This is a genomic window from Caulobacter sp. SRI_014, from assembly GCF_057586315.1.
This window is the reverse complement of sequence record NZ_JBYCZQ010000004.1, coordinates 203,956-218,675: the sequence shown is the minus strand read 5'-3', so window position 1 is coordinate 218,675 and position 14,720 is coordinate 203,956. Positions and strand designations below refer to the sequence as shown.

Genomic DNA, 14,720 nt, shown 5'->3' with positions numbered 1-14,720 from the left:
TTCGGCGGCTGCGTACGGAGTAACCCCAGTGAAAATCGCCCAGGTCGCCCCTCTCTACGAGGCCGTTCCCCCTCTGCTCTACGGCGGAACGGAGCGGGTCGTCGCCTACCTCACCGACGCCCTGGTCGAGCTCGGCCACGAGGTCACCCTGTTCGCGAGCGGCGAGTCGAAGACCCTGGCAACCCTTTGTCCTGGGCGAGACCAGGCCATCCGCCTGGACCCCGCCGCCCTGAAATCCGACCTGGCCGCCCACATGGCCATGCTCAGCGAGGTCCGCCGCCGGGCCCATGAGTTCGACCTGATCCACTTCCACACCGACATGATCCAGTTCCCGCTGTTCGAGGACATGGCGCATCGCACCCTGACCACCCTGCACGGCCGCCTGGACCTAAAGGACCTGCCCGCCGTCTACGAGCGCTGGCCGATGTATCCGATGGTCTCCATTTCCGACGACCAGCGCCGCGGCCTGCCCTTCGCCAACTACGCCGGCACGGTGCAGCACGGTCTGCCCGCCAATCTGCTGGACTTCTCGCCACGCGGCGGCGGCTATCTCGCCTTCCTCGGCCGCATCTCTCCTGAGAAGCGCCCCGACCGCGCCATCGCCATCGCCAAGGCCGCCGGCCTGCCGCTCAAGATCGCCGCCAAGATCGACGGCGCCGACAAACAGTATTTCGCCGAGGTCATCGAACCGCTGATCGCGAACGACCCCTCCATCGAGTTCATCGGCGAGATCAACGAGCAGCAGAAGTCTGTCTTCCTGGGCGGCGCCGAGGCCCTGCTCTTTCCCATCGACTGGCCCGAACCCTTCGGCCTGGTGATGATCGAGGCCATGGCCTGCGGAACCCCGGTCATCGCCTGGCGCAACGGCTCGACCACCGAGGTCATCGAACCGGGCGAGACCGGCTATCTGGTGAGCAGCCTGGAAGAGGCCGTCGCCGCCGTCCCAGAGGCCCGCGCCCTCGACCGCGCCGCCATCCGGGCCCGCTTCGAATTGCGCTTCTCGGCCGTCGCCATGGCCCGGCGCTACGTCAAGCTCTACGGTGATCGCCTCGCCAGCCTGCCCTATGGCGAAACCGATCCTGCTGATTCGCCGTTGACCGATAGAGAGGGACCGAATCTCGCCCGTATCGCCTGACCGGTCGGAGGCCGAATGAACGACATCGCCGTCATCGCCCCCGTCCTGGACGAACAGCGCAACGAAGGTCCCTTGCGCATGCTGGCGTTGAAGGCCGGCGACTGCTTCCTGGTGGCCGATGGTCACGGGGACATCCTCGGCGGCTCCGACGGCCTGTTCGACGCCGACACCCGCATCCTCTCACGCCTGAAACTGCTGATCGGCGGCGCCGGTCCGACCCTGCTCAGTTCCGGGGTCTCGACCGACAATGTCGTCTTCACCTTCCATGGCGCCAACCGGCCCCTGCCGCCGGCCGGCGGCCGTCAGGTTCCGCCGGGCGTCCTCCACGTCGAACGCCAGCGCATCGTCCACGCCGACCGCCTGTTCGAGCGCATCAAACTGACCAACCACGGCCTCGACGAGGTCCTGGCGCCGGTCTCCATCGAGTTCGCCGCCGACTTCCGCGACATCTTCGAGGTCCGGGGCCAGACCCGCCGCAAGCGGGGCCACCTCGAGCGCCCGGTGGTCAACGGTCGCCAGGTCAACTTCCGCTACGAAGGGCTCGACGGCGTCGTCCGCACCAGCGTCATCGCCTTCTCCGAACCGCCGGCCCGCCTCTACGCCGACCGCGCCGACTTCCTGGCCAGCTTCCAGCCCCGCACGTCGTACGAACTGTTTCTCGAGGTCGGGGCCGATTTCGAGGACATCCCGGACGAACGCCGCTTCCGCATAGCCGCTTCCGCCGCCCGCAAGGCCATGCGCACCCGCGCCCGCCTCGGCGTCACCCCGCGCAGCGACAGCCCTGCCTTCAACCGCTGGACCACCCAGAGCCGCGTCGACCTGGCCCTGCTGACGACAGAGTTGCCGACCGGCCGCTACCCCTATGCCGGCATCCCCTGGTTCTCGACCCCCTTTGGGCGCGACGGCATCATCACCGCCTGGCAGATGCTGCTGTTCGATCCGGGCCTGGCCCGAGGCGTCCTCAGCTACCTGGCGTCCCGCCAGTCGACCGAAACCAACGCCTTTCGCGACTCCGCCCCCGGCAAGATCATGCACGAGACGCGGTCGGGCGAGATGTCGGCCCTCGGCGAGGTGCCGTTCGGCCTCTATTACGGAGGCGTCGACACCACCCCCCTGTTCATCGCCCTGGCCGGCGCCTATGCCCGGCGGACGGGCGACATGGTTCTGATCCGTCAGATCTGGCCGGCATTGAAAAAGGCCGTGGAGTGGCTTGAAACAGAAGGTGATTCCAACGGCGACGGTCTGATCGACTACGCCCGCGCCGCCGAGACCGGTCTCTCCAACCAGGGCTGGAAGGACAGCTACGACAGCGTCTTCCACGGCGACGGCCGCTTTCCCAAGGGCCCGGTCGCCCTGGTCGAGGTGCAGGGCTACGCCTTCGCGGCCTGGCAGGCCATGGCCCAGCTGGCGCACCGTCTGGGCGAACCCGGAGTCGACGCCTGGACCGCCCGCGCCGAGGCGATGCGCGTGGCCGTCGAGGACCGCTTCTGGATGGATGACGTCGGCGCCTATGGCATCGCCATCGATGGCGGTGGCCAGCTGTGCCGCCCCCTGACCTCCAACGCAGGCCATCTGCTGTTCGTCGGCTTGCCGGCCGAGGACCGCGCAAGGCGGGTCATCGAGACCCTGTCGGGCGCGGCCTTCAACACCGGCTGGGGCATTCGCACCCTGGCCAGGGGCGAGAGCCGCTACAACCCGATGAGCTACCACAATGGCTCGATCTGGCCGCACGACAACAGCCTCTGCGCCGCCGGCATGGGCCGCTATGGCGAGCGCCATCACCTGGGCCGCCTGCTGCGCGGCCTGTTCGACACCGCCTCCGAGATGGGTATGCGGCTGCCCGAGCTGTTCTGCGGCTTCCCCCGCCGCCCCGGCGAGCCTCCGGTCCCCTATCCGGTAAGCTGCTCACCCCAGGCCTGGGCGGCCGGCTCGGTCTTCCTGATCCTGCAGAGCCTGTTGGGAATCGAGGTCGATGCCTTCGCCGGTGAAGTCCGCATCACCAGGCCCCGTCTACCGGCAGGTGTGAACCGCCTGAGCCTGCCGAACCTGGCGGTCGGCGACTGTGAGGTGGACCTGGTGTTTGAGCGGGTGCGGGAGGGATTGGTCGTGGCGTCGGCGACCCGCTGCCCCGACAATCTGACGGTGACAACGGTCAGCTGAGCGGGTCTGCAAGAACGGCAGCCAGCACCGCCTCAGCCCGCTCGACATCCCGCGCCGCGCCTTTCGACACGCCCGTGAACAGGATCAGCGCCTTCCAGAGCGCCCAGCCACGCCCGCGCGCCCAGGTCCCCGCATCCAGCCGCAGGCCGGTGCGGAACGCCTGCCGGGCTTCGTCTTCGAGATAGGCCCAGGCAATGGCCAGGTCGCAGGCCGGATCGCCGACCGCCATGCAGCCGAAATCGATGACCGCGCAGAGCCGCCCGTCTCGCAGCAGCAGATTGCCGGGCGCCACGTCGCCGTGCACCCAGACCGGCGGCCCTTCGAACCCGGTCGCCAGCGCCGCGTCCCAGATCGCCGTGGCCGCCGCGGGGTCGAAGCAGCCGTCCAGACGGGCGATGGCTGTCCGGGTCTGCTCGTCGTAGATCGCCAGCGATCCGCCGCGATGGAAGTTGCGCTGGCCCGCAACCGGCCCGTCCGACGTGTCCAGGGCCTGCAGGGCTGACAGGAATGCCGCCAGGTCCGCGCCGAAGGCGGGATCGGTCGCCGCCGCGGTGGCGATCGCCGTCTCCCCCTCAATCCAGCGCGCCACGGTCCAGGGCCAGGGATAACCCTCGCCGGGTTCGCCCCTGGCGACCGGCCGGGAGATGGCCAGCGACAGCTGCGGGCTCAGCACGGGCAGCCAGCGCTGTTCGGTCTCGACCTGCGGCGCGTAGGCTTCGGCGCGGGGCAGCCGGACCAGCAGGTCGTCACCCAGACGCAGCATGTGATTATTCCAGCCGCTCTCGGCCAGCGGGCGGACCTTCAGGTCGCGCCATTGGGGGAACTGGGCGGCAATCAACCGCTGGACCAGCTCGGCATCGACCACCGGCAGGGTCACGGGACCGTCCAACAGAAGACTTGGTTGCGCCACTCCGACACGGCGATCCCCTCGAAGCCGACACACAGCCGGTGGAGAACGGCCAGCACCGAGGCGGCGGCTAATCTCCGATGGTACCACCTCTCAGGTTCGAACTGAGGACCTCTAGAGCCACAATCTAGCGCTCTAACCAACTGAGCTAAGGCGGCATACCATCGGAGAGGCGTCCGTTTAGTCGCTTCGGGCGCGCCGATCAAGGCACACTTGCGCGATCCCTGTTCCCCCCGCAGGCTGGGCCCATGAACGACATCCGGACCCGGCAGATCGAGGCCAACGGCCTGACCTTCACCATCGATGAGTGCGGCGAGGGCGACAATGTCGCCCTGTGCCTGCACGGGTTCCCGGAAAGCCGTTTCTCCTGGCGCTATCAGCTGCCGTTGCTGGCCAGGCTCGGCTGGCGGGTCGTGGCCCCGGACCTGCGCGGCTACGGCGACTCGAGCCGGCCCAAGGGCAAGGACGCCTACCGCCTGCCAAAGCTGCTCGACGACGTCTCGGCGCTCTACGACGCGCTCGGCGCAAAGAAGCGGCTGCTGGTGGCGCATGACTGGGGCGCGCTGATTGCCTGGGCCTTCGCGATCGAGCAGCGCAGCGCCCTCGAGGGGCTGGTGATCATGAACGTGCCGCATCCGGTGGTCTTCCAGGAGGTCTACCGGACCAGCGCCGCCCAGCGGAAGAAGTCCTGGTACGCCGTCTTCTTCCAGCTGCCCTGGCTGCCGGAATGGGCGATGACCCGCAACGGCGCCAAGGCCACCGGTGAGGCCTTCGTCGGCATGGCCGTCGACAAGAGCCGCTTCCCCGAGGATGTCCTGGCCCACTACCGCGCCAACGCCCTCAAGCCCGGCGCCATGACCGCCATGGTCAACTACTACCGGGCCAACACCGGCGAGCTTGACCGTTGGATCCGCGCCACCGTCCCGACCATCGAGACCCCGACCCTGATGGTCTGGGGCGAAGAGGATGCCGCCCTCGGTCTGGAGCTCACCGAAGGCTACGGCGGCCTGGTCAGCGACCTGACCCTCAATCGCCTGCCCGGTGTTTCCCACTGGGTGCAGCAGGAAGCACCGGAGGCGGTCAACGAACGGTTGGAGACCTGGCTGCGCGCCAAGGGCCTCGCCCTGATCTGACCAGGCCCTGATCCGACGAGGCCCCGCATCTGACAGGGAATCGTCGCCGCATAGCAAAAGGCCCCGGAGTTTCCTCCGGGGCCTTCGCTTGTCTGGTCGGACCAGCGATCGTTATTCGGACGGAGCCGAGAACGACAGCGGGATCCGGACACTGGCGCCGCCAACAGGCTGTCCGTCAGCGGTTTGAGGCCGCATCTTGAACTGCTTGCTGAGGCGGATCGCGGCGTCACCGAAGCCGTAATCGGCCGGGTTTTCCGAGACCACCGAGCAGCCGCTGACCGTACCGTCGGCATTGACGGTGCAGGACAGGGTCACCCGGCCACTGATGCTCTGGCGAAGAGCCCGATCCGGGTAGGCCCGGTTCACGGCTTCACCGCTCGGTTTACGCACCCAGTCCGGCTTGGTGATGACCGGGTTCCGGGGCGGCGCCGGCGGGGCCGGCGGAGCCAGGATCGGCGGAGCCGGCGGCTGGACTTCCCGCTTTTCCACAGGCGGAGCCTGAAGGATCGGCGGCGGCGGAATGTTATCCGGCACGGCGACCGGCGGACGCGGCTGCAGCTTGGCCGGCGGCGGAGGCTTATCCGTCGGAGGCGGCGGCGGCGGCGGCGGCGGAGGCGGCGGCGGCGGCTTGATCAGCTGGGTGTCCAGCTTCTCGTCCTCGAAGATCCGCTCCTTGATGGTGAAGCGCATCGTGTAGAGGTAGTAGCCGATGATCGCATGGATCAGCAGCACAAAGCCGAGAGCGACGATCCACGCTACCGGACTCGTCTTCTGCTTGGGAGCATCAAACGGGTTGTGGAGCGGGTGGGTGATATCGACGGTCTGATCTGTCATGTCGTTACTGACCCTCGGCTCGGCTGTCGTCCTGACCGATCAACGCGACGCTGTAGAAGTAGTTGTCCTGCAGCGCGTTGAGAACGGTCATGAACGTCCCGTAGCGAACCTCTTTGTCAGCCCGGATGAAGATCCGCTCTTTCGAGGGGTCCCGCGTACCGATCTGCTTCTTGAGGTCGTCACCGATGGAAGCCAGGTCGGTGGGGAAGTCCCCGATGTACAGGGACCCACCTTTCTGGATCGAGATGTAGACCGGCTTAGGCGGGTTCGGCCTGGGCTTCGCCACCGCTTTGGGCAGCTTCAGCTCGACCGACACGCTGGCGAGAGGCGCAGCCACCATGAAGATGATCAGAAGGACCAGCATGACGTCCACGAAGGGCGTAACGTTGATCTCGCTGTTCTGTTCGACCTGGTACCTGTTGCCGCCGCCGGAGCCTGCGAGTTTGGCGGCCATCTGGTTTAGGCCCCCTTGTCGAGCTGCCGGGAAATGGCGTTCATCAGTTCAGCGGTGAAACCATCGGTGCGGACCCCAAAGCCCGAGATACGGGTCTGGAAGTAGTTGTAGAAGATAACCGCGGGGATGGCGGCGAACAGACCGATACCGGTGGCCAGCAGGGCCTCGGCGATACCGGGCGCGACGACGGCCAGGTTGGTCGTGTTGGTGTTCGCGATACCGATGAAGGAGTTCATGATCCCGTACACCGTACCGAACAGACCGATGAACGGACCCGACGAACCGACCGAGGCCAGGAAGGTCATGCCGCCCGAAAGGCGCTTGGAGAGGGTGGACTGGACAGCGCCAACGGCCGTTTGGGCGCGGGCGATGGTGGACTCGCGGTGCTCGCCGGTCACTTGCAGGCCCGCTTGGCGGGACAGCTCGACTTCGGAGGCGGCCGCGGCGGCCATGTCGGCCAGCGGGTTACCTTCGAACTCTTCCGAGATGGCGATGCGGCCCATGTCGTTGATCGACTTGGCGCCACGGAAAGCTTCGACGAAGCGGTCCGACTTGCGGTTCAGCGAGCCAAACTCGATGAGCTTGGTGATCAGCAGAACCCAGCTGAAGATCGAGGCCAGGATCAGACCGATCATGACGACCTTAACGATCAGCTCGGCGTCCATGAACATGGTCACCGGGGTGAGCTTGCCGCCATGGCTGTCGATGACCGGGGGAGCCTTGCCTTCCTCGGCGGCCGGAGCTTCGGCGGCCGGAGCGGCCGGAGCAGCGGCGGCTTCAGCGGCCGGCGGGGTGGTCGGAGCCGCGGCTTCCTGAGCGAAAGCGGGGGCGCTCGCCAGCAGCGCCACGGCGCCGATCATAGCGATGAGGGGGTTTCGTTTGTTCTCGAGCATCTTTCGCCAGTTCCTGCTTGGTCTAGCACTTATTGGACCGAAGGGTCGTCGCGCGGAAGCGTCTCTACCCTAGACTAATTGTTGTCTGCGCGCGATCCGGAAAGGACCGCGAACGAGACGCTTTCGCTGCGCCCGACCCGCCACGCCTTTCGCTGTTTGTGCAAACCAGCTGAGGCATTTCGAAGGCGCACAGATTGGGCGGGGTCGAAACCCCACACAATCTGCACCAAGTTAGACTTGGCGCAGTGGCCCTTTGGCAACCCCTTTCTGTGTCGTCAAGGGTCCTTCGCAACATGAATGTTCTGCGACACCCATTGTTCCATGGGCTTATGTTGCGCTGCAGCACGTGGAATGGCTGCGGCTTCGAAGAAATTTCCCTTTTCGGGGGAAACGACATGCTGCAGCGCAACAATTCGACGGAACGACGTTTGTCGATTGAATGGATTTTTGGACGTTTCGCGTCAGAAGCGAAGGGCGGGGGAGGAATGGTGCCTGAGGGCGGATTCGAACCACCGACACGCGGATTTTCAATCCGCTGCTCTACCAACTGAGCTACTCAGGCCTATGCCCTGGAAAGGCCCCGCCTCGCGGGAGACGGGTCTATAAAAGAGGGACTCGCGCAAGTCCAGACGGGTTTTGAGAGATTATTCCTCGTCGTCACCGTCTTCCGCGCCAAGCTCATCCTCCAGGCCCGGAATGACATAGCTTCCAGACAGCCAGCGATGCAGGTCGACATCGGCGCAACGCTTGGAACAGAAGGGCCGGAAGTCGGGCGAGACCGGCTTGGCGCAGATCGGGCAGGCGTTGCTCATGAACTGCTCACTTCCAGCCGGTCGGTTCCCCAGCCGGCCTGGGGCTCAAGGGTGAATCGGCCGCCCAGACGCTCGGTGAGCGCCGGCTGCAGGTCCTTGAAGGAATCAGCCACGGCCGGCCCACAGCGCGCGACGAGCCGTCCGCCGGGATCCGCCCTGCCCTCCCGTTCGAGCATCCGCGCCAGCCTCAGGGCCGCGCCGAGGGGGCTCAGGGCGCCGGCTTCGTCGAGCAGGCGCTCCAGCACCGGCTGACGACGGCGGGGAATGGTCAGCTCCAGCGTACCGAAGCGGCTGACGGGACCAATCGCCACACCCGGGTTATCGGCCGAGAAGGCGGCGCGCACGGCGGCGAGAATCGCATTGCCGTCATGCCCCCTGCCCGCCAGGTCGATGACCACCAGCCCGCCCAGCCCCTTGAGCCGCAGCAGACGGGCGGCCTGGGTGATGGCGGCCAGGTTGGCGGCGCGCGCCACCCGCTTGGAATCACCGCCGGCCCGCTCGCCGGTATCGACGTCGATGGCCGTCAGGGCCCGGGTCGGCTCGATGGCCAGGCTGCCACCGCCCGGCAGGACGTGCACGACCGCCAGGGCCTCGGCCTCGGCCTCGTCGGCGACCTCGCGGGCCTCCTGGCCCATGGTGATCATGTCGGCCTTGGAAAGCTGGCGAAGTTCGTCCTCAAGCGAGGGCGCGGCGCTGAGCAGGCGGGGATCGCCCTGCCCTTCGGCCAGCAGCCAGGCGTTGGCCAGCTTGCCGCGACGGGCCTCACCGCGAATCTCCACCTCCATCGACGCGCCGCGCACCGGCTTGGGCGCATCGGTCCGCAGCGGGGCAATGGCCTCGGCGCCGTCCGGCATATCCAGAAAGACCGAATTGAACGCCGCCTCGACGCTGCGCACCCGGGCCAGGCTCCTGGCCCCGACCATCAGGGCCGGCGGATCGCCGTCGCGCTGGATCAGCAGCCGCTCGGGCCGCCCGTCCAGAAGGATAACGCCGCGCATCTCGCCGACGCCGCGATCGAGAAAGGCTTCGCGCCGGCTCACGGCTGCTTCCAGCCCAGGCCGGTCAACAGCGCCAGGGTTTCATAGAGGGGAAGGCCGACAACGCCGGTAAAGCTGCCCTGCAGGCCGGTGACGAAAGCCCCGGCCCGCTGGTGGATCTTGTAGCCGCCGGCCGCGTCATCCCAGTCACGCGAGGCGATGAAGCCGTCGGCCTCGGCCTCCGTAAGCCGTTTGAAGATGATGCGGCTCTCGACGATGCGGCTCGCGCTGCGTCCGTCCGGCGCGACGACGGCGACGCCGGTCAGCACCTTGTGACTGCGTCCCGACAGCAGTTTCAGCATCCGCCGCGCGTCCGCCTCATCTACCGGCTTGCCCAACACCCGCGTGCCGACCGCCACGATGGTGTCGGCGCCGAGCACGAAGGCGTCCGGATGGCGCGCCGCCACGGCCGACGCCTTTCCCAGGGCCAGCCGCTTGACCAGCATCCGGGGCGTCTCGTCCCTGAGGACGGTCTCATCGATGTCGGCGGGGTCGACCAGATCCGGCGTCACGCCGACCTGAGCCAGGAGCTGCAGGCGGCGGGGGCTGGCGCTGCCCAGCACCAGGCGGCTGGTCATCGCACTTACTTGAAGCGGTAGGTGATGCGGCCCTTGGTCAGGTCGTAGGGCGTCATTTCGACCAGGACCTTGTCGCCGGCCAGCACGCGGATACGGTTCTTGCGCATCTTGCCCGCGGTGTGGGCGATGATTTCGTGGTTGTTCTCGAGCGTCACGCGGAACGTCGCGTTGGGCAGCAATTCGCTGACGGTGCCCGGAAACTCGAGCAGTTCTTCCTTAGCCATTCGGCCTCTCAGTTAGGTCTTTCCGCAAAGCAACACGGCCCGCGCACCCGATTCGGAGCGCGAGCCGTCGCTCGGTGGCGGGCCTTATAACGCAAGACATGGGCAAAGGTCGATACAATGACTGAACAGTCCGCCAACGCGGACTGAGGGGGCTATCCACCCGCCGTCACAACCCGCCCGAAGCGCCGCCGGATGCGGCCGTAGAGTTCGTCGCGGACCTGGCGATAGGCGTCCAGCACCTGCTCGCGTGAGCCGGTGGCCAAGGTCGGGTCATAGGTCGGCCAGTATTCGATATCGACTGCCCTGCCCCGTGACAGCTCGACAGCCCGGTGCTGGGCCTCGGCGGTCAGGGATATGACGACGTCGAAGCTGTCATCCTCCAGCATGTCGAAGGTCTTGGGCATATGGCCCTGGGCCTCGATGCCCAGCTCCTCCAGGACCACGGCGGCGAAGGGGTCCATGCCGGGGTCGGTGGGATCGGCCTTCAGCCCGCAGCTGTCGACGAAGATGGCCGTGCCGTAGGCCAGCTTCATCAGGGCCTCGGCCATGGGCGAGCGCACCCGGTTGAAGTTGCAGGTGAACAGCACCGCCCCGGGGGTGGCGTCGAAGGGGCTCATCCCCGCCAATGCAGCGCGCAGATGAGGGTGAACAGCCGCCGGGCGGTGTCGAGGTCGGTCTTCACCTTGCCCTCGAGCCTGGCCTGCAACAGCGTGCTGCCCTCGTTGTGCAGGCCGCGCCGGCCCATGTCGATGGCTTCGATCTGCGTCGGCGTCGCATTGCGGATGGCCGCGTAGTAGCTCTCGCAGATCATAAAGTAGTCCTTGATCACCGTCCGGAACGGCGACAACGACAGCATGTGGGTCTGGGCGTAGCCTGGACCGGAAATGGCCATGACCAGGCGGTTCTCGATCAGGGCGATCTTGACGTCATAGGGACCGGCCTCGGCGCCGGCGGGCTCGAAATAATTCTCTTCCAACAGGTCGAAGATGGCGACCTGCCGCTCCTGCTCCTGGTCGCGGGAGGCCGACGACAGGGATTCCTCGTCGAGCTCGATGCTCTGCAGGCGGTGGGCGGCTTTGTCGGTCATGGGTTGCGGCGCAGGATACCCGGCTTCACCGCTTGGGCAACCGCAGGGCCGCCGACAGGGCGTGGGCGGGCAGGCCCTCCGCCTCCGCCAGGGCCACGGTGTGCGGGCCGAGAATGTCGAAACCCGCCTTGCCGGCGTTGATCACCGAGGTGCGCTTGAGGAAGTCGAACAGCGAAAGGCCCGACTGGAAGCGTGCCGCCCGGCTGGTCGGCAGCACGTGGTTGGAGCCGGCCACGTAGTCACCGAGCGCCTCGGGCGTGTACTTGCCCAGGAAGATGGCCCCGGCGTGCCGCACCTGGTCGGCCAGCGAGTCGGGATCGTGAGTGCAGAACTCGACGTGCTCCGGCGCGATGGCGTCAACCAGGGCCGGGCTTCGCGACAGCGGAGCGATGATCACCGCCCCGTGGTCGCGCCAGCTGGCGGCGGCGTCCTCGCCTGTCGCCAGGGTCTTCAGACGGGCCTGCATGGCCGCCTCGACCGCTTCGGCCAGCGCCTCGTCGTCGGTGATCAGGATCGATTGCGCGGCTGGGTCATGCTCGGCCTGGGACAACAGATCACCGGCGATCCATTCGGGATCGTTGTCGGCGTCCGCCACCACGACGATTTCGGACGGCCCGGCCAGGGCGTCGATGCCGACCACGCCGTACAGTCTCCGCTTGGCCGCCGTGACGTAGGCGTTGCCCGGCCCGACGATCTTGTCGACCGGCTGGATGGGGCCGGCGCCGTAGGCCAGGGCCGCGATGGCCTGGGCCCCGCCGATGCGCCAGATCTCGGTGACGCCGGCCTCGGCGGCGGCGGCCAGCACGGCAGGCTGCAGCTTGCCGGGCGGGGTGACCATGGCGATGCGGTCAACACCGGCGACGCTGGCCGGCACGCAGTTCATCAGCACCGTCGAGGGATAGGCGGCGCGCCCACCGGGCACATAAACGCCAACGCTCTCCAGAGCCCCCCAGCGCCAGCCCAGCTCGACGCCGGCCTCGTCGGTCCAGCGCTGGTCGGCCGGCCGCTGGCGCTCGTGATATTCACGGATGCGCCGGGCGGCGAAGGCGATGGCTTCACGGACCTTCGGGTCGCAGGCGGCGACGCCCTCGGCGATCTCCTCGGCGGAAACCCGGATGGTCTCTTCCGTCAGGGTCACGCGGTCGAAACGGGCGGTGTAGTCGAGCACGGCCTCCAGGCCGCGCGCCTTGACCCCGGCGATCACCTCGGCGGCGGCCGCATCGACATCTTCGGGCTGCCCCCTCCGCTCATTCAGGAAGGCGGCGAAGGCGGTCTGGAAATCGGGGTCGGTGAAGCGGAACAGGCGCATGGCGTTCCACTTGGCGCCTTTGGCCGCCAGATCAAGCGAAAAGCCGCTCAGTCCTCGTGCGTGGGCCGGCGCGGTGTCGGCCAGGCGGCCGAAACGTCGGCCAGGGCGGCGTCGACGCACTCGACCACGACCCGCAACTCACCACCGCCGGCGAAGGTCAGAACGATGGTCCCACCCGGGGCGTCACCGGGCTCGAACGCCACGCCGAGCAGCGACAGCACGGCGTCGCGGGCCTCGCGCCGCAGCCGGCGGCTCTGCACCTGCAGCACGCTGGCGATCTGCAGGCCGCTGCGGATGCGCGTCCCGTCCTTGCCCTTGGCCTCCCAGCGGAAGCGGTTGAGGCCGATGGTCAGGGTCCGCGAGGCAGCCTCGAAGCGGATGTCGCCGATCTTGCCGACAGCATCCTGCAGGGCCGCCGAGATGACGGCCAGGTCCTCGCCGTCCTCGGCGATCAGGCGCAGCGGGGCGGGCTCGCTCATTCGTCGACGCCGTCCCCGTGGATGCGGCGCACCTGGGCGCCGCAGTTGTTGAGCTTGTCTTCCAGCCGCTCAAATCCGCGGTCCAGGTGATAGACCCGGCTGACCGTGGTCTCGCCGCTGGCCACCAGGCCGGCGATGACCAGGCCGACCGAGGCCCGCAGGTCTGTCGCCATGACCGGTGCGCCGTCCAGCCGCTCGACCCCGCGCACCCGCGCCTCGCTGCCCGAGACGGTGATGTCGGCGCCCAGCCGGGCCAGTTCGGCCACATGCATGAAGCGGTTCTCGAAGATGGTCTCGCGGATGACGCTCTCGCCGTCGGCCAGAGCCATCAGGGTCATGAACTGGGCCTGCAGGTCGGTGGCGAAGCCCGGATACGGCGCGGTGTCGATATCGACCGCCTTGAGCCGCGCGCCGTTGCGCTTGATGATCACCCCGTCGTTCAGCCGGGTGACGCCGACGCCGGCCTCCTCCAGCTTGACCAACAGGGCTTCCATCAGGTCGGCGCGGGTGTTGGTCAGGCGAACCTCGCCGCCGGCCATGGCGGCGGCCACGGCATAAGTGCCGGCCTCGATCCGGTCGGTGATCACCGCGTGGGTCGCGCCGTGCAGCTTCTTCACGCCCGTGATGGTGATGACCGAAGTCCCCGCTCCCTCCACCCTGGCGCCCATGGCGTTCAGGCAGTCGGCCAGGTCGACGATCTCCGGCTCGCAGGCGGCATTGATCAGCCGGGTGACGCCCTTGGCCAGCACAGCGGCCAGCATGGCGTGCTCCGTGGCCCCGACCGAGACGATCGGAAACTCGATGTCGGCCCCCTTCAGGCCGCGCGGCGCCTGGGCGTAGACGTAACCCTCATGCAGATCGATGGTCACGCCCAGGGCTTCGATGGCCTTGAGGTGCAGGTCCACCGGCCGCCCGCCGATGGCGCAACCGCCCGGCAGCGAGACCTTGGCCTGGCCATTGCGCGCCACCAGCGGCCCCAGCACGTTGAAGCTGGCCCGCATCTGGCGCACCAGGTCGTAGGGCGCGAAATGGCTGTGAACCATACGGGTGTGCAGCACCGACTCGGGGCCGTCGGGCCCCTCGCTCTCGACGATGCTGGTGCCCAGGTGCTGCAGCAGCTTGCCAAGGAACCGGGTGTCGCGCAGGCGCGGCATGTTGGTCAGGCGCAGGGGCTCGTCGGTCAGCAGGCTGGCGACCATCAGCTTGATGGCGGAATTCTTGGCCCCGCTGATCGGAATTTCTCCGTTCAGCGTCGTGCCGCCGGTGATGGCGATGCTGTCCATCCAGTCCCTCGGATATCCGCGCCGGGGCAAGGCGGCGCAAAGATTGGCTATTAGCGGCCGCGAGCCCCGCGCGCCACTTGGAAGACTGTCACGACCCTGTCAGGGCTTTTCGGGGTCGTTTTGCTTTTCCGGTGCAGAGGCTCGCTTGGCGGCCTTGCGCCGGCGCAGGTTGGCCCGCAGAGCGGCCGCCAGCCGCGCCTCTTTCTCGGCCTTATCTTCAGTCGATCCGGAGGGCGGTTTGGCCATGGCCTCTCACCTGTCTATGGGGCGGTTTCCCGAAGGAAACCTGGTGCCGCCGGGCAGGATTGAACTGCCGACCTCAGCCTTACCAAGGATGCGCTCTACCACTGAGCTACGGCGGCTAAACAGGTGAGGCGCGCCTAGTAGCGAAAGTC

General features: G+C 67.6%; 17 protein-coding genes and 3 tRNA genes. 3 read left to right on the top strand and 17 right to left on the bottom strand.

Annotated elements, in window-relative coordinates; all coding sequences use genetic code 11:
- Window positions 1-28: 28 nt before the first annotated feature.
- Window positions 29-1,135, top strand: a complete 1,107-nt coding sequence (locus tag AC2YG9_RS12010) for a glycosyltransferase family 4 protein (protein WP_487298207.1) — start codon at window positions 29-31, stop codon at window positions 1,133-1,135.
- A 15-nt stretch (window positions 1,136-1,150) separates the two neighbouring features.
- Complete coding sequence (locus AC2YG9_RS12005) at window positions 1,151-3,295, top strand: amylo-alpha-1,6-glucosidase (RefSeq protein WP_487298206.1); 2,145 nt, start codon at window positions 1,151-1,153, stop codon at window positions 3,293-3,295.
- Here AC2YG9_RS12005 and AC2YG9_RS12000 read toward each other — a convergent pair.
- Together AC2YG9_RS12000 and AC2YG9_RS11995 are read right to left on the bottom strand one after the other, a co-directional pair.
- Window positions 3,288-4,172: an aminoglycoside phosphotransferase family protein gene (locus tag AC2YG9_RS12000; protein ID WP_487298205.1), complete on the bottom strand. Its 885-nt coding sequence runs from the start codon at window positions 4,170-4,172 to the stop codon at window positions 3,288-3,290. The two genes, AC2YG9_RS12005 and AC2YG9_RS12000, sit on opposite strands and share 8 nt — an antisense overlap.
- A 111-nt stretch (window positions 4,173-4,283) precedes the next feature.
- Window positions 4,284-4,360, bottom strand: a tRNA-His gene (locus tag AC2YG9_RS11995).
- 90 nt (window positions 4,361-4,450) lie between these two features.
- Here AC2YG9_RS11995 and AC2YG9_RS11990 point away from each other — a divergent pair.
- A complete protein-coding gene (locus AC2YG9_RS11990; protein WP_487298204.1) occupies window positions 4,451-5,335 on the top strand; it encodes an alpha/beta fold hydrolase in 885 nt (294 codons plus the stop codon).
- 111 nt (window positions 5,336-5,446) lie between these two features.
- Here AC2YG9_RS11990 and AC2YG9_RS11985 read toward each other — a convergent pair whose 3' ends face one another.
- The 15 genes from AC2YG9_RS11985 to AC2YG9_RS11915 all read right to left on the bottom strand — a co-directional run bounded on the left by AC2YG9_RS11985 (window position 5,447) and on the right by AC2YG9_RS11915 (window position 14,687).
- Window positions 5,447-6,169: an energy transducer TonB gene (locus AC2YG9_RS11985; protein ID WP_487298203.1), complete on the bottom strand. Its 723-nt coding sequence runs from the start codon at window positions 6,167-6,169 to the stop codon at window positions 5,447-5,449.
- Between the two features lie 4 nt (window positions 6,170-6,173).
- Window positions 6,174-6,623 (bottom strand): biopolymer transporter ExbD, encoded by a 450-nt coding sequence (locus tag AC2YG9_RS11980; protein ID WP_487298202.1) that lies wholly within the window; start codon window positions 6,621-6,623, stop codon window positions 6,174-6,176.
- Window positions 6,624-6,628: 5 nt separating this feature from the next.
- Window positions 6,629-7,516, bottom strand: coding sequence for a MotA/TolQ/ExbB proton channel family protein (locus tag AC2YG9_RS11975; protein ID WP_487298201.1), 888 nt, complete (start codon window positions 7,514-7,516; stop codon window positions 6,629-6,631).
- A gap of 486 nt (window positions 7,517-8,002) precedes the next feature.
- A tRNA-Phe gene (locus AC2YG9_RS11970) sits at window positions 8,003-8,078 on the bottom strand.
- Window positions 8,079-8,160: 82 nt separating this feature from the next.
- Window positions 8,161-8,328 carry a DNA gyrase inhibitor YacG gene (locus AC2YG9_RS11965; protein WP_487298200.1) on the bottom strand — a complete coding sequence of 56 codons (168 nt, stop codon included), beginning with the start codon at window positions 8,326-8,328 and terminating at the stop codon, window positions 8,161-8,163.
- Window positions 8,325-9,368 carry a ribonuclease E/G gene (locus tag AC2YG9_RS11960; RefSeq protein WP_487298199.1) on the bottom strand — a complete coding sequence of 348 codons (1,044 nt, stop codon included), beginning with the start codon at window positions 9,366-9,368 and terminating at the stop codon, window positions 8,325-8,327. The genes AC2YG9_RS11965 and AC2YG9_RS11960 overlap by 4 nt, the downstream gene beginning before the upstream one ends.
- Window positions 9,365-9,943: a Maf family protein gene (locus tag AC2YG9_RS11955; protein WP_487298198.1), complete on the bottom strand. Its 579-nt coding sequence runs from the start codon at window positions 9,941-9,943 to the stop codon at window positions 9,365-9,367. Before AC2YG9_RS11955 ends, AC2YG9_RS11960 begins: the two co-directional genes overlap by 4 nt.
- A 5-nt stretch (window positions 9,944-9,948) precedes the next feature.
- The gene (gene infA / locus AC2YG9_RS11950) at window positions 9,949-10,167 is read right to left on the bottom strand and encodes a translation initiation factor IF-1 (RefSeq protein ID WP_166573809.1); all 219 of its coding nucleotides are present in this window, start codon (window positions 10,165-10,167) and stop codon (window positions 9,949-9,951) included.
- 152 nt (window positions 10,168-10,319) lie between these two features.
- Window positions 10,320-10,784 carry an arsenate-mycothiol transferase ArsC gene (locus tag AC2YG9_RS11945; protein WP_487298197.1) on the bottom strand — a complete coding sequence of 155 codons (465 nt, stop codon included), beginning with the start codon at window positions 10,782-10,784 and terminating at the stop codon, window positions 10,320-10,322.
- Complete coding sequence (locus AC2YG9_RS11940) at window positions 10,781-11,254, bottom strand: UPF0262 family protein (RefSeq protein ID WP_487298196.1); 474 nt, start codon at window positions 11,252-11,254, stop codon at window positions 10,781-10,783. The genes AC2YG9_RS11945 and AC2YG9_RS11940 overlap by 4 nt, the downstream gene beginning before the upstream one ends.
- A 25-nt stretch (window positions 11,255-11,279) precedes the next feature.
- Complete coding sequence (gene hisD, locus AC2YG9_RS11935; RefSeq protein WP_487298335.1) at window positions 11,280-12,563, bottom strand: histidinol dehydrogenase; 1,284 nt, start codon at window positions 12,561-12,563, stop codon at window positions 11,280-11,282.
- Between the two features lie 47 nt (window positions 12,564-12,610).
- Window positions 12,611-13,042, bottom strand: coding sequence for a DUF2948 family protein (locus AC2YG9_RS11930; protein WP_487298195.1), 432 nt, complete (start codon window positions 13,040-13,042; stop codon window positions 12,611-12,613).
- Window positions 13,039-14,325 carry a UDP-N-acetylglucosamine 1-carboxyvinyltransferase gene (murA, locus tag AC2YG9_RS11925; protein WP_487298194.1) on the bottom strand — a complete coding sequence of 429 codons (1,287 nt, stop codon included), beginning with the start codon at window positions 14,323-14,325 and terminating at the stop codon, window positions 13,039-13,041. The genes AC2YG9_RS11930 and murA overlap by 4 nt, the downstream gene beginning before the upstream one ends.
- Window positions 14,326-14,424: 99 nt before the next feature.
- Complete coding sequence (locus tag AC2YG9_RS11920; RefSeq protein ID WP_487298193.1) at window positions 14,425-14,571, bottom strand: hypothetical protein; 147 nt, start codon at window positions 14,569-14,571, stop codon at window positions 14,425-14,427.
- 41 nt (window positions 14,572-14,612) lie between these two features.
- A tRNA-Thr gene (locus tag AC2YG9_RS11915) sits at window positions 14,613-14,687 on the bottom strand.
- Window positions 14,688-14,720: the final 33 nt, after the last annotated feature.